The 20,245-nt window shown below is 65.3% G+C and carries 19 protein-coding genes; 11 read left to right on the top strand and 8 right to left on the bottom strand.

What is annotated here, in order from left to right:
• Positions 1–90 precede the first annotated feature (90 nt).
• The 3 genes from ACWDTI_RS24140 to ACWDTI_RS24130 all read right to left on the bottom strand — a co-directional run bounded on the left by ACWDTI_RS24140 (position 91) and on the right by ACWDTI_RS24130 (position 4,578).
• Positions 91–1,629 carry a multicopper oxidase family protein gene (locus ACWDTI_RS24140; protein WP_449740667.1) on the bottom strand — a complete coding sequence of 513 codons (1,539 nt, stop codon included), beginning with the start codon at positions 1,627–1,629 and terminating at the stop codon, positions 91–93.
• Positions 1,630–1,918: 289 nt separating this feature from the next.
• Entirely contained in the window at positions 1,919–4,336 is a 2,418-nt protein-coding gene (locus ACWDTI_RS24135; RefSeq protein WP_449740666.1) for a heavy metal translocating P-type ATPase, read from the bottom strand.
• Between the two features lie 53 nt (positions 4,337–4,389).
• Positions 4,390–4,578 carry an SHOCT domain-containing protein gene (locus tag ACWDTI_RS24130; RefSeq protein WP_449740665.1) on the bottom strand — a complete coding sequence of 63 codons (189 nt, stop codon included), beginning with the start codon at positions 4,576–4,578 and terminating at the stop codon, positions 4,390–4,392.
• A gap of 256 nt (positions 4,579–4,834) precedes the next feature.
• Between ACWDTI_RS24130 and ACWDTI_RS24125 the strand changes: the two genes are divergently transcribed.
• Both ACWDTI_RS24125 and ACWDTI_RS24120 read left to right on the top strand, forming a co-directional pair.
• Positions 4,835–5,524: a response regulator gene (locus ACWDTI_RS24125; RefSeq protein ID WP_449740693.1), complete on the top strand. Its 690-nt coding sequence runs from the start codon at positions 4,835–4,837 to the stop codon at positions 5,522–5,524.
• The gene (locus tag ACWDTI_RS24120; RefSeq protein ID WP_449740664.1) at positions 5,521–6,657 is read left to right on the top strand and encodes a sensor histidine kinase; all 1,137 of its coding nucleotides are present in this window, start codon (positions 5,521–5,523) and stop codon (positions 6,655–6,657) included. The genes ACWDTI_RS24125 and ACWDTI_RS24120 overlap by 4 nt, the downstream gene beginning before the upstream one ends.
• Positions 6,658–6,859: 202 nt before the next feature.
• Here ACWDTI_RS24120 and ACWDTI_RS24115 read toward each other — a convergent pair whose 3' ends face one another.
• Entirely contained in the window at positions 6,860–7,591 is a 732-nt protein-coding gene (locus ACWDTI_RS24115; protein WP_449740663.1) for a flavodoxin family protein, read from the bottom strand.
• 257 nt (positions 7,592–7,848) lie between these two features.
• Here ACWDTI_RS24115 and ACWDTI_RS24110 point away from each other — a divergent pair, with 257 nt between their 5' ends.
• Together ACWDTI_RS24110 and ACWDTI_RS24105 are read left to right on the top strand one after the other, a co-directional pair.
• Complete coding sequence (locus ACWDTI_RS24110; RefSeq protein WP_449740662.1) at positions 7,849–8,595, top strand: DUF4386 domain-containing protein; 747 nt, start codon at positions 7,849–7,851, stop codon at positions 8,593–8,595.
• Positions 8,592–9,050, top strand: coding sequence for a hypothetical protein (locus ACWDTI_RS24105; RefSeq protein ID WP_449740661.1), 459 nt, complete (start codon positions 8,592–8,594; stop codon positions 9,048–9,050). Before ACWDTI_RS24110 ends, ACWDTI_RS24105 begins: the two co-directional genes overlap by 4 nt.
• 168 nt (positions 9,051–9,218) lie before the next feature.
• On the opposite strand, the gene ACWDTI_RS24100 is transcribed toward ACWDTI_RS24105, so the two are convergent.
• The 4 genes from ACWDTI_RS24100 to ACWDTI_RS24085 all read right to left on the bottom strand — a co-directional run bounded on the left by ACWDTI_RS24100 (position 9,219) and on the right by ACWDTI_RS24085 (position 13,966).
• Positions 9,219–12,392, bottom strand: coding sequence for a lantibiotic dehydratase (locus ACWDTI_RS24100; RefSeq protein ID WP_449740660.1), 3,174 nt, complete (start codon positions 12,390–12,392; stop codon positions 9,219–9,221).
• Positions 12,389–13,294, bottom strand: coding sequence for a cupin-like domain-containing protein (locus ACWDTI_RS24095; protein ID WP_449740692.1), 906 nt, complete (start codon positions 13,292–13,294; stop codon positions 12,389–12,391). Before ACWDTI_RS24095 ends, ACWDTI_RS24100 begins: the two co-directional genes overlap by 4 nt.
• Entirely contained in the window at positions 13,272–13,517 is a 246-nt protein-coding gene (locus ACWDTI_RS24090) for a hypothetical protein (protein ID WP_449740659.1), read from the bottom strand. The genes ACWDTI_RS24095 and ACWDTI_RS24090 overlap by 23 nt, the downstream gene beginning before the upstream one ends.
• A gap of 239 nt (positions 13,518–13,756) precedes the next feature.
• Positions 13,757–13,966: a hypothetical protein gene (locus ACWDTI_RS24085; protein ID WP_449740658.1), complete on the bottom strand. Its 210-nt coding sequence runs from the start codon at positions 13,964–13,966 to the stop codon at positions 13,757–13,759.
• Between the two features lie 145 nt (positions 13,967–14,111).
• Here ACWDTI_RS24085 and ACWDTI_RS24080 point away from each other — a divergent pair, with 145 nt between their 5' ends.
• The 7 genes from ACWDTI_RS24080 (at position 14,112) to ACWDTI_RS24050 (ending at position 20,210) form a co-directional block, all read left to right on the top strand.
• The gene (locus tag ACWDTI_RS24080; RefSeq protein WP_449740657.1) at positions 14,112–14,627 is read left to right on the top strand and encodes a hypothetical protein; all 516 of its coding nucleotides are present in this window, start codon (positions 14,112–14,114) and stop codon (positions 14,625–14,627) included.
• A 329-nt stretch (positions 14,628–14,956) separates the two neighbouring features.
• Positions 14,957–16,201, top strand: coding sequence for a lipase family protein (locus ACWDTI_RS24075; protein ID WP_449740656.1), 1,245 nt, complete (start codon positions 14,957–14,959; stop codon positions 16,199–16,201).
• A 23-nt stretch (positions 16,202–16,224) separates the two neighbouring features.
• Complete coding sequence (locus ACWDTI_RS24070; RefSeq protein WP_449740655.1) at positions 16,225–16,452, top strand: hypothetical protein; 228 nt, start codon at positions 16,225–16,227, stop codon at positions 16,450–16,452.
• Positions 16,453–16,469: 17 nt separating this feature from the next.
• On the top strand, positions 16,470–16,925 hold the full coding sequence (locus tag ACWDTI_RS24065; protein WP_449740654.1) for a helix-turn-helix domain-containing protein: 456 nt from the start codon (positions 16,470–16,472) through the stop codon (positions 16,923–16,925).
• A 47-nt stretch (positions 16,926–16,972) separates the two neighbouring features.
• Positions 16,973–17,305 carry a HepT-like ribonuclease domain-containing protein gene (locus ACWDTI_RS24060; RefSeq protein WP_449740653.1) on the top strand — a complete coding sequence of 111 codons (333 nt, stop codon included), beginning with the start codon at positions 16,973–16,975 and terminating at the stop codon, positions 17,303–17,305.
• Positions 17,306–17,558: 253 nt separating this feature from the next.
• Positions 17,559–18,689 (top strand): CaiB/BaiF CoA transferase family protein, encoded by a 1,131-nt coding sequence (locus tag ACWDTI_RS24055; RefSeq protein ID WP_449740652.1) that lies wholly within the window; start codon positions 17,559–17,561, stop codon positions 18,687–18,689.
• 66 nt (positions 18,690–18,755) lie between these two features.
• Complete coding sequence (locus ACWDTI_RS24050; RefSeq protein ID WP_449740651.1) at positions 18,756–20,210, top strand: NAD-dependent succinate-semialdehyde dehydrogenase; 1,455 nt, start codon at positions 18,756–18,758, stop codon at positions 20,208–20,210.
• The last annotated feature ends 35 nt before the right edge of the window (positions 20,211–20,245 follow it).

The following is a 20,245-nucleotide window of genomic DNA, read 5'->3' as shown; positions in this document are numbered from 1 at the left end:
TGGACGCACCCGGCGACACCGGCGAGCGCGCCGCAGAGTCGGTGGCGGCGGACATCCGCTCGGCGGCACACGGTGATGACCGCGTCGGTGTCAGGTGTACTTGACCGTCGTCATCATGCCCACCTCGGCGTGATAGATGTTGTGGCAGTGGAAGGCCCAGTCGCCGGGGTTGTCGGCGTGAAAGTCGGCAACGATTGTCTGCATCGGACGAACCAGAACGGTGTCCTTGCGCAGACCGCCACTCGCGGGCAGCGCCCAGGTGTGCCCGTGGATGTGCATCGGATGCACCATCGCGGTCATGTTGGTCATGCGCATCCGCACCCGCTGGTCGGCGTGAACGGTCATCGGGGTGTCGTCGCCGTACTTCTTGCCGTTGATACCCCACGCGTACGGCGTCATCTGTCCGTTCAGTTGAACGATGAGGGTGCCGTCGGGATTCTTTGCGGGCAGCTGCGCCGCGTCGGCCGCGGCGAGATCAGTCGCCCCCAGCAGCGCCACCGAGTCGAGTTCGGTGGGGTGCATGGTCGCCGAGGGTGCGGTGCCGGCGGCGGTGCGCAGCAGCGCGAGCGCCTGACCGTTCTTGCCCTCGGCGCTGGCGACGAGCGGGAACACCCCGTCGCCGGCGGTGACGATCACGTCGTAGCGTTCGCCCATCGCGATGTAGAGCGATCGGGTCGTGCGCGGCACCACGGGGTAGCCGTCGGAGTGGGTCACCGTCATCTGATGCCCGCCCAGGGCGACCTTGAAGATCGTGTCCGCGCCGGCGTTGATCAGCCGAATCCGGATGCGGCGACCCGGTTTCGACGAGAACGACGTCGGTGCAGTCGGAACGCGACCGTTGATGAGGTAGTACGGGTAGTCGATGTCACCCGCGTCGCCGAGTGCCGAACGCGACGCACCCCCCATCCCGGGCATGGAGCCACCCCCCATGCCATGCATCGAGCCACCTCCCATGCCGCCCATCGAGCCCATACCGCCCATGCCGGAGAGCGTTCCGTTCTGAGCCTTGTAGCCGGTGAGGATGTCGTCGGGGTTCTGTCCGACCCCGTCGGTCCAGTCGTCGAGCACGACAATCCACTCGTCGTCGTAGTCGCCGCGTTCGTTCGGGTCGTCGATGATCAGCGGCGCATACAGACCCCGATCGATCTGCACCCCGACGTGCGGATGGAAGAAATGGGTACCCGCATTCGGTGCGGTGAACTCGTACACGAACGTGTCACCTGAGGCGATCGGATCCTGAGTGACACCGGGAACCCCATCGGCGGCATTGCGCAACTGCACCCCGTGCCAGTGGATCGAGGTGTCGGCCGGCAGCCGGTTGGTCACCGTCGCCCGGATGAAGTCACCCGCATTCGCACGCAGCACCGTACCCGGTACGACATCGCCGTAGGCCCAGGTCCGCGCGGTCACCCCGGAGCCGAGGTCGGCAGTCGTCTCGTGCGCGGTCAGCGATGCCTCGACCACGTGCTGCCCGGCTGCCGGCTTCACCGGGCTCGGCGCCCCAAACGACCCGGATGCGACCGGCGACGTCGAGGAACCACCCGACTTGATCCCGCACGACGCGAGCACCCCCGCTCCGAGCAGCCCGAGCCCACCCACCAGAAAATCCCTGCGGGAAGTCTTGTTCACGTTCACACGCCCTCTCTGCCGAGACGACCGACATATACAGTACCCCCCTAGGGTACTAACCAAACCTGAGCGAAACCCTAAGTGGCAGTGTCGATGACATCACCGATATCTCTCGCCGATCACAACCACCGCGGCGGCGATCCTCCGCCGACGCCACGCGTGTTCACCCCACATACTGCTCAGCGCTCATATGCGTTGACCCGGCTGTCCCATGAAGATCTGATGAAGAAGCCGTCCGGCGACTCGAAACGGACGCGGTTGCGAGACAGGCAGGGGAGCGCATCCGATCTCAGTGCCGGGTGCGGACCGGCTCCGGGGCGGGACGAGTCACCGGTTGCGGTTCGGGTGGCGACGGCAGATGCAGCCGCTTGAGCATCAATGCGTTCACCGCGACGATCAGGCTGGATCCGGACATCGACAGCGCGGCGATTTCGGGGCGCAGCGACAATCCGACGACGGGTGCGAACACGCCGGCGGCGATCGGTAACGCGATGATGTTGTAGCCGACGGCCCACCCGAGATTCTGCCGCACCTTGCGGAGCGTGCCCCGGCCGATGCGCAACGCTATCGGCACGTCGAGAGGATCCGAACGCATCAGCACGAGGTCGGCGGTTTCGATCGCGACGTCGGTGCCGGCACCGATCGCAATGCCCAGATCTGCTTGGGCGAGCGCGGGTGCGTCGTTGACGCCGTCACCGACCATCGCGACCTTCTTCCCGGCACGCTGGAGACCGGCGATCTTGTCGGCCTTCTCACCGGGTTGCACCTCGGCGATGACCGTGTCGATGCCCAACTGCTCGGCGACGCGTCGGGCGGTGGCCTCGTTGTCACCGGACAGCATGACCACCTCCACACCGAGTTCGTGTAGCGTGCGGACCGCGTCGGCGGACGTCTCGCGCACCGCGTCGGCAAGGGCGATGACCCCGACGCCGCGGCCGTCGACTGCCGCCAGGACCGCAGTGCGCCCACTCGAGGCCAACTCGGCGCGGCGATCCATCAACGCACCGAAATCGGCTCCCTCGGTGGTCATCAGCGCCCGATTACCGACGGCGATGTGACGCCCCCGTACCTCCGCGACCGCACCCTGACCCGGGACGGTACGGAAGTTCTTCAGCGGAACCGGGGCGATGTCGCGAACTGCCGAGTAGCGAACGATCGCGGCGGCGAGAGGATGTTCGGATTCAGCTTCGACCGCCGCCACGAGGGTCAGCAACTCGTCCTCTCCGATCCCGTCGAGAACCACATCGGTCACCTCGGGTTCGCCTTTGGTCAGGGTGCCGGTCTTGTCCATCACGACCGTGTCGACGTGGGCGGAGACCTCAAGTGCGTCTGCGTTTTTGAACAGAACCCCCCGTTTCGCGCCCAACCCGGTGCCGACCATGATCGCGGTCGGCGTGGCCAGGCCGAGCGCGTCGGGGCACGTGATGACGACGACGGTGATGGCGTACAACAGAGCCACCTGGACGTCGCCGGTGACCGCCCACCACACGACGAAGGTGCCCAACCCACCGATCAGTGCGACGAGCACCAGCCAGAACGCCGCCCTGTCGGCCAGACGCTGGCCGGGAGCCTTGGAGTTCTGGGCTTCCTGCACGAGCGCGACGATCTGGGCCAACGCGGTATCGGATCCGACCCGGGTCGCGCGCACCCGCAGCGTCCCGGTGGTGTTGATCGACGCCCCGATCACGTCGGACTCCTCGGACTTGGCCACCGGCAGGCTTTCCCCGGTGACCATCGATTCGTCGACCTCGGAGGTGCCGTCCTCGACGATTCCGTCGACCGGGATCTTTGCGCCAGGCCGGATCATCAACAGATCCCCGACCACGACGTCGGCGGTGGGTACCTCTACCGGTTCACCGTCACGTATCACCACCGCCATGGGCGGTGCGAGCTCGAGCAGCGTGCGGATGGCGTCGTTCGCCCCACCCCGGGCGCGCATCTCGAACCAGTGTCCGAGGAGCACGAACGTCGCCAGCATCGAGGCGGCTTCGTAGAACACGTCGCCACCGCCCGTCAGGGTCACCCCGACGCTGTAGAGCCAACCGGTGCCGATCGCCACGGCGACGAGCACCATCATGTCCAGGGTTCGAGCCTTCAGCGCCCGATAGGCACCGTCGAAGAAGATCCACGACGAGTAGAAGACGACCGGAAGACTGAGCAGCAGGGCGAACACGTCGTCGCGGAGCCCGAACGGCGCGGGCACCGTGAACCCCAGCATGTCGCGCCCCATCGGTGACCACAGCATGATCGGGATCGAGAGCGCGAGTGCGACCAGGAATCGGTTGCGCATGTCGCGGACCATCGCATCCATGGACATCCCGGCGTGCCCGCCGTGGCCCATCATCTCTTGCTGGGTGTGCCCGGTGTGCGCATCGGGGCCGGCGTGGTTACCGTGCTGATGGAGCCCATCCTGCTCGCCGTCGCGGGTGGTCGTCGGCACGCCAGTGCCCGGACTCGGTTCGCCCATCGGGTCGCACACATGCTCGGGGACGGAGCGGCCGGCGCAGTGGTAGCCGCACTCGCGCACCCATTCCGCGAGTTGCGATACCGAGGTCCGGTCGGGGTCGTAGGTGATCGTGGCGGTCTGATTCACCGCGTTCGCCGTCACCGCGACCACTCCCGGCCGGCGGCCCAGCACCGATTCGATCGCGGCCGTCGACGTTGCCCAGTGCAGTCCGCCGACCTCCACCACGGTCGTGTTGACCATCTCTGTGTTCCCTTCCTTGTCGACTCCGTGAAGCGCTATCCCCGGCATGGCGGTCACCGCGGCGGGCGAAGTCTCCGACGGCGGGCCCAGAACTCGTCGGCATCGATCTCACCCCGGGCGAAGCGGTCTTCCAGAATCCACAATTGGTCATCGGCCCTGTCCACACGAGAATCTTCGCGGCCGCGCCCCGGACGAAACAACGCTGCGATCCCGAACACCGCCACCACCCAGAACGTGGTCATGGCCAGTAAACATGCCCAGCCAGACACACCTGCCATCAAGCCCGATCCCCACATCGTTTCGGCTCCTCTCATCGATGTCCGTGTCCGAGTCTGGACGTCGGACCCGACGGGAGGGACAGAGTTTTGATGAAGGTTCGCTGAAGAACATGCCGACAGCCACGGTTCTCGCGACGATGGGGACATGCCGTCCGACGCCGATCAGTCCCTTCCCGCCCCGGCCCTTGTCGCCGCGACCGCGCCAACGGGGTTGCGTGCCATGGTGGTCGAAGACGAGGTGCCTCTCGCCACGTTGATGGGCAGCTATCTCGAGCGCAGCGGCTTCGATGTCACGATCGTGCACGACGGAATCGACGCTGTCGACGGCGCACGGCAAGTCGATCCCGACGTGGTCGTGCTGGATCTGGGCCTGCCCCGGCTCGATGGGATAGAGGTGTGTCGACGGCTGCGCACCTTCTCCGACGCCTACGTTGTCATGCTCACCGCCCGCGCGGAGGAGGTCGACACCCTGGTCGGGTTGTCGGTGGGAGCCGACGACTACATGACCAAACCGTTCAGTCCGCGCGAACTCATCGCCCGTATCCAGGCGATGCTGCGTCGACCCCGATCCTCGAGTGACCTCGCCGCATCGGCCGCAGCGCCGAAGCGCCGCGTATTCGGGTCCCTGTCGATCGACCCGGCGGGCCGCGAGGTGTGGGTCGACGAAACCCCGATCGCGTTGACCCGCACCGAATTCGATGTCCTCGCCACGCTGTCCGAGTCTCCGAATGTGGTGTTCAGCAGGGCCCAGTTGATAACGGCGGTGTGGGGACCGAACTGGATCGGCGACGAGCACCTGGTCGATGTGCACGTCGGGCATCTGCGGCGCAAACTCGGCGACGACGCCACTCGCGGAATCTTCGTGCGCACCGTGCGCGGCGTCGGATATCGGATGGGGACGGGGCAGTGACCGCGTCGCCTCCCGCACCGGCACGCATTCGCCGCGGGTCCGGGTTCGGTACCCGCCTGCTGGTGTCGCAGGCAATCGTTGTCGTCGGCGGTGCGGTGAGCGCCTGGCTGGTCGCGGCCGCGGTGGCCCCGAGGTTGTTCCACATGCACCTGCAGCAGGCCGGCATCGCACACACCCAGAGCGAGGCAGCCCACGTCGAGCGGGCGTTCACCTCGGCGATGATCATCTCTCTGGCCATCGCGCTGATCGTTTCGGTGTTGATTGCACTGGCGGTGAGTTGGTACTTCACCCGGCGCGTCCAACGGTCGATCACCGAGGTTGCCGCGTCTGCGTCCGAGATCGCCAGCGGTCAATACGCAGCGCGGCTGACCGGTGTCGGCCTCGGCCGCGAATTCGACCAACTCGCCGAGACCATCAACCAACTCGCCGAGCGACTGGACTCGGTGGAGATCACCCGCCGACGAATGCTTTCCGACCTGGCCCACGAGATGCGCACACCCCTGGCAATACTCGATGCGCACCTCGAAGCCCTCGAGGACGGTCTGCGTCTCCCCGATGCGGAGACCTTCGCGATCCTGCGGTCGAGCACCGCCCGACTCGGTCGGCTCGCCGAGGACATCACGGCCGTCTCACGAGCGCAGGAAGGCCGACTGGCGAACAACCCCGTGCACACCGACACCCGCGCCCTCGTCGAAGCCGCGGTCCGCATCCACGCCGATCGCTATGCGGCGTCTCACGTCGAACTGATCGATGACATCGCCGATGGAGCCCCCGTCACCGTTGACCCGGATCGGATCGGACAGGTCCTGGGGAACCTGCTCGACAATGCTCTTCGCCACACGCCCGCCGGGGGCATCGTCACCGTCGCCTCCACGTGCGGTTCAGATGGATGGGCCGAGATCAGCGTCACCGATACCGGCGAAGGTGTTCCCCCAGAGCATCTGGCGCATCTGTTCGACCGCTTCTACCGCGCCGACACCGCCCGCGGCCGCAGGGAAGGTGGCAGCGGGATCGGGCTGACCATCGCCCGCACGCTCGTCGAAGCCCACGGCGGCACCCTCACCGCGTACAGCGCAGGCCCCGGCGCCGGCGCTCGGTTCACCATGAAGCTGCCAACGACCACTGCGCCGTGAACTCCCGTCCATGCTGGACGACTCGAGTCCCGGCCGGGGTGCGGGATGCCCTGTGCGGCCCCCAACGCTGCGGGCATCATCTCCGAAACATGGGTATTTGACGGCATCCGAGGGCGAGATCCGAAGGCCCTCCTCGGCCGCGCATAGGTTCGATTATTGCTCGAAACCTTCGCGCCGCCAACGCTATTCGGATGCACCCGGCCTAGCGGTATTCCGGATTCTGGAAATCGTAGCGGCACCCCGCATCCCAGCCCGAGCGGATATTGCCGTACGCCGGGACGCCGCCGGCATCTTTCAGCACGCGCGCGAGGTGGATCAGGTTCCACGTCATGAATGTGGTGTTGCGATTGGTGAAATCGTTGTCCGGACCGCCGGAGCCGGGGTCGAGATAGGAGGGGCCGGGGCCGGCCTCACCGATCCAGCCCGCGTCCGCCTGCGGCGGGATCGTGTAGCCGATGTGCTGCAGCGTGTACAGGACGTTCTGCGCGCAGTGCTTGACGCCGTCCTCGTTGCCGGTGATGAGGCACCCACCGACCCGGCCGTAATACAGGTACTGTCCGGCGTCATTGAGTAGATGCGATCCGCCGTAGAGCCGTTCGTGCACCTTCTTCATCACGGAGCTGTTGTCGCCCAACCAGATCGGTCCCGCCAGGACAAGGATTTCCGACGCGAGCACCTTCTCGAAGATCTCCGGCCAGTCGTCGGTCGCTGCGCCGTGTTCGCGCATGTCGGGCCAGACTCCGGTGGCAATGTCGTGGTCGGCGGCCCGCACGACCTCCACGTCGACGCCATTGGCGGCCATGATCCGTGTGCTGATGTCGATCAGACCCTGAGTGTGGCTCAACTCGGGCGACGGCTTCAACGTGCAGTTGATGAACAGGGCCCGCAGATCGCTGTAGTCGGCGGGTGGCTTCGGCTCCGACATACTCCCCATTGTCGCGCTCCGGGGTGCGCGACATGCCGCTTTTGCGGAGACGACCTGCACAAATCGGCCGCCCCCTCGCCAACGGTGCGTCGCAGCGTCGCCGCATAAGCGCCGTCGTGCTCCCGCGCCGGCCAAGAGCCTCGATGGCGGCGGCCGCTTCGACAAATGATGCACTGCGTGAACGGGAACCAAGGTCGCGCTGCCGGTCTGATCGGTACGCTTGGCTGCGCCGCGATCTGCCGACGGCGCGGGGTGAAGGGGTTGTCGTGTCTTCGGAACTCGTCGCGCGCGGGTCGCTCCCATTGATGGCGAGGGTTGCCGGCGGGCTCTTCGTTCTGTACATGGCCGCGTCGGTCCTGGCCAACTGGCTTGCGAATATCGGCCTCGGCGATTCGCAACAGGTGCTCACCGCTTTGACATCCAACCCGTTGGCCTTCCGACTCGGCCTCCTGGTGGCTTTCGTCTCGGGATTCCTCTTCTTGATGACCGCCTGGGCGCTGTACGTGGTGCTCGCTAGGGTGAGCCGCCAGTGGTCGCTGCTGTTCCTGGTGCTCAACGCGGTCGGGGTGGCCGTCCAGTCCGCCAGCCTGCTCGCGCTGGTCGGCGCCCTCGAGTTGGTGGACCCGGTCGGCGGACCACCCGACCTGACCCCCGCGCAGGTGACTGCCCTCGCCCATTGGTCGATCACCGTATACGAGACCGGCTTCGTGGCGGCACAACTCTTCTTCGGTACATGGCTCTTCCCTCTGGGCTACGTGGTCTACCGTTCCGGATTCCTCCCGCGGGTCTTGGGCGTACTGCTGATCCTGGACGGGGTGGCCGAGATGGTGTGGTTCTTTCAGGCCCTTGTGGTCCCGACCCGGCCCGAACTGAGCGTTCCCGGGACCTTCGTCAGCCTGCTCGCCGAGGTCGGCCTCGCGTTGTGGCTCTTGATCATCGGCGCGAAGGTCCCCGACGGGGAAGCGGCCGAAGCCGGAACACCGCCCACCGGGGCGGGCCGCTCGTCGGGATGAACGCCGCCTCCGACTACGACCCGGCCTCCCGCAGACGAGTCCGATGGGCTACGACGGCCGTGCTCACGTTCTCGGGAGCAGCGGCGTTCTGGCTCGCCAACCTGGCGATCTCGCTGACCCCGATCGCCGCTGACTACCGTGCAGCACTGTCGATCTCGTACGTTCCGATGCTGGTGCAAGCCCTCCTGGGTGGCGTGATTCTGGGATCGGCGGTGAGCGTGGCCTTGGTCCGCTTCGCCGGGCGGATACCCGGCCACGGTCGGTTCCAGAAGTCGTTGGTGCTGAGCCTCGCTGCACTTGCCATGGTGACCGTCGTCATCGAGATCCCCGCCAAGTTCCTCGGCGACGTCCCTGACCCGATGCGCTACCTCCTGATCGCCACGGTGTTCAACGCCGTCCGGATCCTCGCTCTGGGGGCCGTCGTCGGCGCCGTGGCGTCCCATCGACCGGCGTGAGCATGGCACGGGGAATGCCGCGACATACGCCTCGACCCGGTCGAACACGGCCGGATGGACCTGCCGCCGAACACCATTCCCGATGTCCCAATCCGTTGGGGACCGTGCACAGCCGGGATCGGCGCGACGATGTCGGACTCCGTCATGGGCTGCGCAGGGCACTCGCCGCTACCGCCCGGAGTCAGCCACACCTCTACGACCGAGGACAGACCGATAGTGGCGTGCGAGGAAGTCGTAGATCACGAACTCTTGCCTGCTGATGGGCATTTGCATGACCCGGTTGATATGCATGTGCATCACGCTCGAGATCCAATCGGCGACGTGGTGGGTGCCCACCGTCCCGGCGAGTTCTTCGCCGACGGCCGTCAGTGCTTCGCCACGCCTGGCCAGAGGGGCCAGAACCGACTCGTCAGGGTCGGTGAGAAGTCCGTCGATGACCTTGCGCTGCTGCCGAAATCGGGTTCCGAGTTCGCGGCGCAGTGCACGGTCGACGCCGAGCAGTGCGGCCATCCGCGTCTGAGCGGCGGCAACGATCTCGTACCGGTGCGCCGTTGCCAATCCCAGATCTGCGAGAAGCCGGTCAACGCCGACGATCGCGAGTTGCCAGCGTGCCATTCCGTGCGACCTCTCCCGGGAGATGAGATCGACAACTGCGTCGCTGTCCGCATAGAACGCGGCCTCGGCAAGGCGCATCCCGGCCGCGCCACGATAGCGTTCGGTCTCACGTTGATACGTGTCGGTCTGAACGCGCCAGATCAACTGATTCTGTTGGTACCGACCGAGTTCGGTGGTCAGCGCGGGCAACACCTCACCGAGTAGGCGAGCACCCTCGCCGTGCATCCGGACTCGCAGATGCCAATCCGGATCGCCATACCTGACATAGAACCACTCATCAACCCGACCGTTCCGCAACTCGTCGGTCACGAATGGTGCAATGGCCTCGCGCAGCACGATGTCAGCGCCTGCCGGCCCGGTATAGAGCTTGAGATAGAGCCACTCGGAGCCGGGGAACATATCTCGCTGAAACGATCGATCCTCGGGTGGCAGATCCGGCTCGCGATGTCGCGGCGTTGCTCGAACCGGCGCCTGAACCGGCGTCCGGTGGAACGGCACGACGATTTCGTGAAGGTAGCGGCCCTCGGGCCCGACGACCGGCGTGCAGGCCGAATCGAGGAACGTCTCGACGAACTGTAGGTGCCCGTGTTTGCGCGCCAGGTGCGCGACGACGTCGATGAAAACGGGGTTGGCCAAGTCAACGGTCAACGCTCTGTCGGCGCCATCGCCCACCGCGACCCAGCGGGGGAGACATCGGGTGCTCCGCAAGGTCTGCATCGCGGAAATCCTTTTCACACCACAGGTTTGATGCACGGCCGCGAGCTCTGCGGCGCTCAGGTTCCACCGGGCGCGGGACAAGATGTAGCGCTCGTAGATCACCCGCGGCACAAACGGCGCGTCATCGAGGGCTCCGAGCGTGAACGACAGATGCGGTCTGACACCACGATATTGGAGTGCACACAGGAACCGGTACATTGCGATATTGCCGGGTCCGTTGAAGTTGTGCGCGGTACTCAGCCGCGGGATGACCTCGCGGCCCAACCGCTCCGAGCGCAGCGTGATCTCGCCCGACCGAACCGACACCCGGAGATCTGACAGCGCGATCTGCCGGTCGGGTGGCGCGCCCGATCGGGCCAGAATCGGTATTTCGTAATCACGCAAGACCGGCCGTGTCAGCACGTTGCCCGTGCGGGGTGTGGGAAGGTGGACGATCTCGGCGAAGATCGCATCGGGCCGGGCACTCTCTTCTTGCCGGAGGTGCTCACGCACCTCCTCGAGAAGGTCGTCGCCGTCGCGGCAGAAGCGCCCCAATAGATTTGCGCCAGAGGGGCCCTCGGCGCCGAACAGACACAGCTGATAGTCACCGCGATTCATTGCCGCGGAGTCCGCGGCCAGCACCGTGATCAACGCGGCACACGAAACGGGGCCGGCAAGGGACTTCGGTGTGGCTCGGTCCAACGCCTCGATCTCGGCGTCGCCGAGTACCATCGTGTGCCGGCCCTCGCGCGCCGCGTCCAGGATCCAGCCCGCCAACAGCCGATCTCGTTGGCCGAAGCCGGTATTGGCGGATTCTCCGGAGGAGCCAAACCGAAGCCCGTTGACGATGGATTCCACGCCGGCGACTTCTCGGGCCAACGGTGAGCCGGGGAATCCGATGCCGCAGTCGGAATCCAGTGCGTCGCAGAGCGGAACCTCACGGTCGCCATAGCGACGAGTGAACTCTGCCGAGAAGAACGCCAATGGGTCATACCTGGCGGCATCACCGACGCGCTCCAGCACGTCGACGCCTCGACGGATGGCTGCGAGAACCTCGCCACTGAGCCGCGCATTCGCCGGTTTGTGAAGGTCACAACGGATCAGCGGATCATCCGAGGTCGGCGTGAACGGCAACGATGACAATTCGTCCGTGATGGCCCTGATGTGATCGGCACAGCGGCCCGGCGGCGCATGATCGAGGTCCAGCAGGTGGCGCTGTACCGAGCGTAGCGGCGACAGGATTTCGGTGGGCGCGCCCGCGTCGGTCAACGTGTCCACAAGCGAATCAACCGGATTCGGTCCGGTGACGGACGGCGCCACCGACCGCACCAGGACCTCCTCCGCAATCAGCTCCGTCACGTACTCCTGTATCTCGGCGTCGTCGTACGTGTTGTCGAGCTCCCGCAGTCGTGAGGCCAAGTCGGACAGGGTGACACCGCCGCGCGAGTATGTCAGAACCTCCGACAGTGCAACATCCGGTACAAGTGTCACCCGGTCGATTGCGCCTCTCCGTGTCCGCAGATACCGCCATCGCCCTCGAGCGAAGTACAACGAATCATTGGGAGCGACAGTCAGCTTCGGCGCGCTGGATGGATCTGATGCCAGAGCAGCACCCAGTTCCCCGAGGTATCCGCAGTCCAGACTCGACCTGCGCCGATAGGACTCCGCCGGTGAGAGCTGTAGGTCGTTGTCGGTCATGATCGAGCCGAGTGACCAACCGGCAAAGAGCCCGAACGGGGTTGCCCGCGTGGTCATCCGCGAGGCATACGACAGCAAGGACACATCCACCCGCTCGGTCGGTGCGCTGAGCCATCTGTCAAACGCGCGGGAAAGCGATGGGGAAGCGAGATGCAGTGCTTCCGCGACGTCGCTGCGACGAAAGAGGGCAGCGAGGAATTGCCGCGTTCGCGCGCGGTCGCGCTCGACCGCGTGCTCGTCGATGTGGTCGTCGTTGCACTCGATTGCGCACCCGAGGGACAGCAGGGTCTGCACCGGCAGCAGGGGCGTGCGCAGGACGAAGAAGTCGTTCATCGTCGACGCGAGAAGTTTTGGACTGCCGTGGCTTTCGCCAATCGCAGCAGATGTGGCCACAAGGCGGCGACGGCGAGTCCGTGCTGCCATGGCCGCTGCCAGAACACGTTGACATTGACCGCCCATCCAGACGCCACGGTCACCTGGTGATACCAACCCGCCGGAATGTAGAGGCACTCTCCGGGCGCCAACGTGCATTCCCATCTCGTGGCCCGACGTGCGCGGGGATAGGCGGCGAAATCTGGTGCGCTCGGGTCGAAATGACAATGTGTACGGCCATCGATCCGGTACAACAGACTCGTTTGGTCGGGCGGGTACAGCGAAAAGTGTTTGCGACCGATGACCTGGAAGTTCCCGTTCGGCGCAAGATCGCAGTGCAGCCCCGACGACGTGCCGATCACCCCGCACCAGAGGTTCACGGACCGAACTGCGGTATGCAGCCACTGAGGAACTCGCACGTCGTCCGCCAGCGCCGGGGAAACCGCGGGCAGCTGGCCGTTGAGGTAATACGACGATTGCAGTGCCAGTTGACGCACGACGTCGTTGACCTGCTTGATGTCGGCGTCGCCGGGTCGGCCGATCTCGGGAAACCGACCGGACACCTCGGCGTCGATCTCCAGGACCCATTGGAGGTACTCGGCGAACGTGATCCAACCACTCGCGCTCGGCCTCTGGAACATGTTGACCGGCGGGCCGGTGGCCTCACGCACCAGCACATCGCGATCGCCGGCCACGTCGGTGAGATATCGCGGATCCCAGCGCGTCGTGGCCGGCCAGTCACGGCCCGCGTCGGTGATCACGCATGGCTCGCCATGCCACGCATGCACTCGAAAGTTGTCCGCGTGCCGACGCGGCACCCCAATCGCGACCGACGGCGGATCAGCCGAGATCGCTTGTGCCATCATGTATGTCGATGTGAACCTGAATGCGCACGTCGTCGATCTCGATGAACGCGGGATCGGGCTCCGACGTGGGCGTTCGATCCCCGGCGCACGTCCACAGGCTTACGTCCTGCAGGTTGAACAGATCGTCGCGAAGGTGGTCGATGGTCTCGCGGCGAAGCTTCAACGTTCTCCGAACGGGCCTCGGGTCCGTCGGATCAGCGGGGTGGTTGCCGTCGCTCATATGATCACTCCTCTTGTCGGTTCATCAGGGCGACGCCGATGTGGAGTCGGTTCTGCGGACGATCCCGACATGTCCGCAGCGCCTTCAGATCGGCCAGGTCTCATGGTGATCCGACGCCGGACCCTGATCACGCGTAGCTCACTACCCGACTCAGCATGATGTTCGCGAAGGTCCCGCAGGTAGGCGACCTCATGTCCGTCGGCTTCGGCGCTGCTGACAGTGATCCGACTCGCCGCCGATCAATACGACGGGTTGGCCAGCATCTCGACCAAATCACGATAGGTGTTCGCGCCGAACACCATTCGCTGCGGTCCGCCGTACAGAGACCGTCGATACTCGAGAAACTCCGGACCTTCCTTGCCCCAATACCCACCCCAGTGGCCGTTTTCGTCGAAGGAGCCGAAGCCGTCGAGGCTCGCGAAGATGTCGAATGTATACGTGGCAGTCACGGTGCCTCTCTCATCGCAGCCATCTCCGTTGCACAGAGACAGACCAAGGACTCCCCGAGAACCGATCGCGTAATCCGGAACGGATGTCCCGGAGGGCACCGACGTCCGACTGAAGACCATGGCAAGGTGGAGTCCGACCCACCGGATGCTCAGACGGGAGACTTCAATGACCCATAGCGACGGATGGCCCGCCGAATGGTCCCCCAGAGCACGCACCATCGCATCGGCAACCGACCGAGGCATCCGGGCCGCGGGTGCTCAAGACCTCGACGGATTCACCGAGTCTGTCGAACAACTCGAGAAGGACAGCGATACTGCTCGTGACGTTCACGCTCACCTGATCCGTGAACTCCTCGAAATGTCGTACCAGGACGGGTTGAGCAGTGACGATGTGTCCGAGGTGCTGACCCGCACCGTTGCCGGCGCACGATTCTGGCAGGCGCCGGTCACTGCCTCGGCTGTGGCGGCGGTACTCACCGGAGCACTGGGTGTTGGTCTCGAAAACCAGGATTCGGTCCAGGGCCCGACTGAGTACGAGATCATCGGTGCCGCAATACTTATCGCCGCTGATCTGACGACCAGCATAAGCGTCGAGCCTGCGCCGCATGTGCTGCACGCCGTCGACGAGATCCGTCGCGCGCAAACAGTGGAGATGCCTTGACGGGTTCTCGCTGCTGCCCACCTCGACCGCGTGATCGACACACAACAGTGAGGTTGTGCCCTGTGGAGGGTGATCACGCCTGCGGCTCGGTTGTTGCGCGGGTCGCCGTCGGCCATCGCGGGTCGTGCGGGTGCGCCATTTCTCTTAACCACGCAAACCTTGCGTGACTTTCTTCCGGAGGCGGAGGAAACTCGTCAACGTCATGGACCGACGCGCGCAGGTCCCATCCGAATGTCGTGCCGCGTATTCCCATCAGTGACATCGAGGCGATTACAGTGACGTTTCGTCAATTCCTGACCGGCGCTTTGATCGGTATCATGTTGCCCGCCATGGTTTTCGCATCGGCGGGTGCCGCCAACGCCGCACCGGTACCCGATCCGCGCAATGACCCGTTCTACGCCCAACCGACATCGTTCGCCGGGCGCACTCATGGGCAGATCTTGAGCAGTCGCGCGGTCGAAATCGGTGTCGCCGGCATCGGATTGCCGATCACGGCCTACCAGATCAAGTACGTCAGCACCGACACCACGGGTAAACCTCAAGCCAACGTTGCCACGGTGTTCAAACCGCTGTCCTCGAACGGGTCGCCGAAACTGGTGTCCTACCAACCGGCGATCGACAGCCTGTCGTATCGGTGTGATCCGTCGTATCAGTTGCGCGCCGGGACCAATCTCGAGCTACCACTGATCGCGGTCCTGCTCAATCGAGGATGGACGGTCGTGGTACCTGACTTCCTCGGGCCCGACCACCAATGGGGCGCAGGGTCCGTCGAGGGCCACGGCGTCCTGGACGGGATCCGCGCAGCAGAGAGTTTCGCCCCGGCCGGACTCGACGGTCCGACAACACCGGTGGCGCTGACCGGTTACTCCGGCGGCGCCCATGGCACCGAGTTTGCCAACGAACTCGCTCCGACCTACACACCGGAGCTCAACATCGTCGGCGCCTCCATCGGCGGGTTGCCCGCCGACATGTACCGTGTCATGCGCGGCGCCGACGGAGGAGTCTTCTCCGGGGTCGTATTCGCCGGCCTGCTCGGACTCAACCGCGCCTACCCGACGATGGGCATCGACAAGATGCTCAACGCCCAAGGCCAAGAGCTCCGCAAGAATATCGCCGATATGTGCATTCTCGAATACACCGCCGCCTACCCTTTCAGGACGATCCGGTCCCAGACCATCAACGGCATCGACCCCCTCACGACGCCGGCCGTTCGAACCGTCCTGGCCGAGAACAGGGCCGGCGCCCTGGGTACCCCCAGAGCTCCGAGTTACTACTACAACGCCGGCTCCGACGAGCTCGCGGTGCCGTCCGACGTCGACAAACTCGTGGCACGATACTGCGCCAAAGGTCTGAAGGTGCAATCATCACCGAACCAGGGGAGCACGCCTCAGTGGCTTTCACTGCCTATCCGGGTGCCGTCAACTGGATCGCCGACCGCTTCGCGGGCGTTCCCGCCCCGAGCACCTGCTAGCGGTGTCCTCGCGGACGACTCGCCCGCGATGAATACTCGAACTGTGCACCGAGCGGACCGTGTGGTCGGCGGACCCGGAAGATCGCCCGGATCGAGGCTCTGATTGCTCGCGCCGATGAGGGACGCGTGGGCACCGCGTTCGTCGTCGGCGTTGCCGGAATCGGCAAGTCGGCGGTGGTGTCGGCCGCGCTGCCGAGGCCGGTCAACTTCGGCAGGGGCATTCCCGAGCCGGTGCCGGGTGTCGGGATTCTGGTGGAGATCGCACGGGACCTGGTGCGCCGGGAAGCGGATCCGCAGCGGCGGTCGCTGCGGCTGCATCGACACGCGCTTGCGGCGCTGCGCAATATACCATGAGTGGTATATTGCCTGCTGTGGATGGCGCCGAGCTCAGCAGACGACGACAACAGGCCGGCATGACGCAGTCGCAGTTGGCTGATGCGTGTGGGATCGCGCAGCCTCATATCTCCGCCTACGAAAGCGGCAAACGCACGATCACCCCAGAAGTTGCCATTCGCGTCGAGGCGGCCACCAGGCTGCAGCCCTCTGTTCTCCTCGACCTGTATCGCGGAGAAATTCGCGAACTGGTAGCCGCCCACCGAGGATCGAACATAAGGGTGTTCGGTAGCGCCGCAACGGGTCTCGACACGGTCGGCAGTGACCTCGATCTGCTGATCACATTCCTCCCGGACACACACCTGGGTGAGGTGGGCGTCTTGATCTCCGAACTCCGGGACCTGCTCGGCATCGAGGTTGATGTCGTCAGCGAGGGGGCGCTCACCGATGATCGCTTCTCCCGGCGCGTGCTCACCACCGCAGTCCCGCTGTGATGTCCGAGGACAGCCGTGCTGCGCTCCGCCGACAGTATGGGGACCGGGTGCTCGATCGCCTCGACGACCTCGTCGAGTACTGCGGTGAGGCCCAGCAATTGGTCGACGACGGAAAGCCGGTTCTGCTCACGCAATGGCGCCAGCAGCGTGCTGCCGAGGCTGTAGTCGGGCGTATCGGCGAAGCGGCCAGCCACCTCCCGGCGGAGTTCCGGACCGCCTACCCCGGACAACCTTGGGATCTCGTCATCGGAATCCGCATAGTCGTCGACGACAGATACCGAAGCCTCGACTACCACCAGGTCTGGACGGCGCTGGAAGCGGCCACCCCTCTGCGCCGCTATATCGAAGTCGACATCCTCGGAACTCGTCACGGGGTTTGAGAGCAGCGAGTGTCATGCTGCCAGGGGATTGGCGAGATCGGGGCGGAAATGTCCAGTGCGTCGGGCGCCTCACTCCTAGGCCTTGTGTGCCGATCACCGTACGTTCGACAAAGCAGGGTGCGAGTGTCCGCGAAGGGCACGAGTGTCTACGCCGCGCGGTGGCCGGTCAACTCCTGCAGACGTTTTCATGAAGGGCATCGAACATGGATCAGCTCGCGACCCTGACCGTACACACCGGAAAGGCGATGCACTGATGACCACAGAAACAACGACACCTCCGCAAGCCCTGGGCGACGTCCTGATCGCCGATTTCGCTCGAGTTCTCGCGGGTCCGTACGCGACGATGCTGTTGGCGGACTTCGGCGCCGACGTCGTCAAGGTCGAGCGTGCCGGCACCGGAGACGACACCCGGCAGTGGGGTCCGCCGTGGTCAGGGGATGAGGCAACGTACTTCCAGGCGGTGAATCGCAACAAGCGCTCCGTCGCATGGGATCTGCGCAACCCTGACCACCTCGAGCAGGCCCGGGACCTGGTCGCGCGCGCGGATATCGTCATCGAAAACTTCGTACCGGGCGCGATGTCGCGACTCGGCCTCGGCCACGACCAAGTGCGCGAACTCAATCCGGACGTCATCTACTGCTCGGTCACCGGATTCTGCGGCGACAGCACCCTGCCCGGCTACGACATGGTCATTCAGGCCGCAGGCGGATTGATGAGCATCACCGGACCGGGCCCGGGCGAACCCGTCAAGGTGGGCGTCGCCCTGGTCGACGTCATCACCGGTCTGCACGCGACCGTCGGCATACTCGCCGCACTGCGACATCGCGATCGAACGGGCGAAGGTCAGCGCGTCGAGGTGAATCTGCTCTCCTCGTTGTTGTCGGCGCTGGCGAACCAGGCGTCGGCATATGTCGGTGCCGGTGTGGTCTCGCAAGCACTCGGCAACCAGCATCCGAGCATCGCGCCGTACGAGGTTCTCGAGACCGGTGATCGTCCACTGGCTCTCGCGGTGGGCAACGATCGGCAGTTCGCGGCGTTGGTCACCGAACTCGGCCTCGCCGAACTCGCGACCGACGAGCGTTTCACGAATAACGCACGGCGAGTAGCCAATCGCACGGAACTCGCCGCACGGCTGACCGGGGCGCTGAAGACCAACAGCGCGGACGTCTGGTTCAAGACCCTGTCCTCGGCCGGGGTGCCGTGCGGGCCCATCAACAACATCGAAGAGGCGATGGACCTGGCGACGAGTCTCGGACTCGAGCCCATCGTCGAGATCGACGATCCGCGGCGGCCGACCCCAAACAGACAGGTGGCCAACCCGATTCGACTGAGTGCGACACCCGCCACGTATCGCACGGCACCGCCGAGACTGGGTGAGCGCTGACCCGCCCCAGCGCGCGCCGTTCCGACGACCGTATGCCTCGCCCCCGAACAGAAAGTCACATCTGACATGAATACCCACCCGGCCTTGCCCAACGACCTCCCGACCGGACTGTGGATCGACGGAGTGTCGACCCCTGCCGCGAACGGCCGCACCTTCGAGGTGCGCGACCCGTCGACCGGTGACGTCCTGACGCAGATCTCCGACGCCGGGCCCGACGATGCGAAACGGGCGCTCGAGTCGGTCACGAAGGCGCAGACCGAATGGGGGAAGACCTCGCCGCGTCAACGCTCGGACATCCTGCGCAACGCCTGGCAGGGCATCCTCGACCGGTCCGACGACTTCGCCGATCTGATGACGCTGGAAATGGGCAAGACCCTCGTCGAGTCGCGCGGGGAGGTCGCCAATGGTGCGGAGTTCTTCCGCTGGTTCAGTGAGGAGGCGGTACGCGTCCAGGGTCGGTACACGACCGCACCCGCTGGGAACGGCCGGATTCTCGTCAGCAAGGCGCCCGTCGGTCCCACCCTGGCGATCACACCGTGGAACTTTCCGCTCGCCATGGGAACCCGCAAGATCGGTCCCGCTCTCGCCGCCGGATGCACCGTCATCTCCAAACCCGCCGAGGACACCCCGCTCACCATGCTGCTGCTCGCCCAGGTCCTTGCCGACGCGGGACTGCCGGCGGGAGTGTTCTCGGTGCTACCCGCGCTGGATGCGGCCGCGGTGACCCGACCGCTCTTCGACGACACCCGGTTGCGCAAGGTCACCTTCACCGGGTCCACCGGCGTGGGCAAGCTGCTGATCGAACAATCCGCCAAGAATGTGCTCCGGACCTCGATGGAACTCGGCGGGAACGCGCCGTTCGTGGTGTTCGACGACGCCGACATCGACCTGGCCGTCGACGGTGCGCTCGCCTCGAAGATGCGCAATGCGGGCCAAACCTGCATCTGCGCCAATCGGATCTACGTGGCCAACTCGATCCGCGACGAGTTCACCACCAAACTCACCGAGCGCATAGCGGCGCTGAAGGTCGGTCCGGCGGATGAGCAGGGCGTCGAGATCGGCCCCCTGGTCAACGAGAAGCAACGTCGACGCGTCGTGGAGCTCGTGGACGATGCGGTCAAGGCGGGCGCGCAGGTCCGTACGGGGGGAGCGGCGATCGACGGGCCCGGTCACTTCTTCCAGCCCACACTGCTTGAAGACGTTCCGACAGACGCGCGAATCACTCGCGAGGAGATCTTCGGTCCGGTCGCCGTCGTCGTCGGATTCGACACCGACGACGAAGCCGTCGACGTTGCCAACAGTACCGAATACGGTCTCGCCGCATACATTTACACGACCAGTGTGGAGCGCGCCTTCGCCGTCTCCGAGCGACTCGAGAGCGGCATGGTCGGCGTGAACCGTGCGATGATCTCCGACGTCGCAGCGCCGTTCGGCGGTGTCAAACAATCCGGACTCGGGCGTGAAGGCGGAGTCGAGGGCATCGAGGAGTACCTCGAGACCAAGTACCTCGCGTTTCCGTGATCACGCTGCCACCACAGCGGTATTCGGATCCGGTC

The organism is Gordonia sp. NPDC003424, assembly GCF_053588655.1.
Note: the sequence above shows the minus strand (reverse complement) of the source record. Positions and strands in the feature narration are given on the sequence as shown.